General features: G+C 42.3%; 1 protein-coding gene, 1 tRNA gene and 1 pseudogene. 2 read left to right on the top strand and 1 reads right to left on the bottom strand.

Translation table 11 applies throughout. The features are described 5' to 3' along the window. Positions 1-188: pseudogene (locus tag JMX75_RS12995) on the top strand (LD-carboxypeptidase); the annotation flags it as partial. 23 nt (positions 189-211) lie between these two features. Continuing rightward, complete coding sequence (locus JMX75_RS12990; RefSeq protein WP_227673183.1) at positions 212-370, top strand: hypothetical protein; 159 nt, start codon at positions 212-214, stop codon at positions 368-370. A gap of 60 nt (positions 371-430) precedes the next feature. Here the strand turns inward: JMX75_RS12990 and JMX75_RS12865 are convergent. Then, positions 431-517, bottom strand: a tRNA-Leu gene (locus JMX75_RS12865). Positions 518-591: the final 74 nt, after the last annotated feature.

Raw genomic sequence — 591 nt, 5'->3', positions numbered from 1 at the left:
GTATTATATTCTTAGAAGATGTTGGTGAGCAGCCTTATCGTATTGAACGTATGCTTTATGATTTGTATTTAGCCGGCATATTTAAAAATCAACAAGCGATTATATTTGGCGCGTTATCAGGGGCGGGCGAGGACAGCTACGATGCGCGTTATGATGTGTCGGTCGTCATTCGCCAATTGCATAGCTGACCGGACTGCCTATTTATAATGGCATGCGCTTTGGTCATATCGAACGTAAGCAAAGCTTTCCGTTAGGGGCGCGTTGTCAGATTAGCTCGAATACGACAGGTGGTTATCAATTAACCTTTGCTGATTATCCGACTATTAAAGCAGATGCTATTAATGTTGAAGGGTTGTGGCAAGCGCTGTAGTTTTACGTAAAAAAATACCGCAAATCATAATGATTTGCGGTATTTTCTGTACTGCTATAATGGTACCCGGAGCCGGACTTGAACCGGCACGCTATTGCTAGCGAGGGATTTTAAATCCCTTGTGTCTACCAATTTCACCACCCGGGCAAAACTTGTATTATCTACTAAGCGGATGCTATTGGATAAGCAATCTACTTGTTAGATAGTGGACGCTATTATAA

The organism is Psychrobacter sp. LFX-11D, from assembly GCF_904846475.1.
Taxonomy (GTDB): domain Bacteria; phylum Pseudomonadota; class Gammaproteobacteria; order Pseudomonadales; family Moraxellaceae; genus Psychrobacter; species Psychrobacter cryohalolentis.
The sequence above is the reverse complement of the archived record's forward strand: the minus strand, read 5'-3'. Positions and strand labels throughout refer to the sequence as shown.

What these genes read in the sequence shown, in the direction of transcription:
- JMX75_RS12990 (WP_227673183.1), top strand. Translation starts at nt 212, where the DNA reads ATGCGCTTTGGTCATATCGAACGTAAGCAAAGCTTTCCGTTAGGGGCG.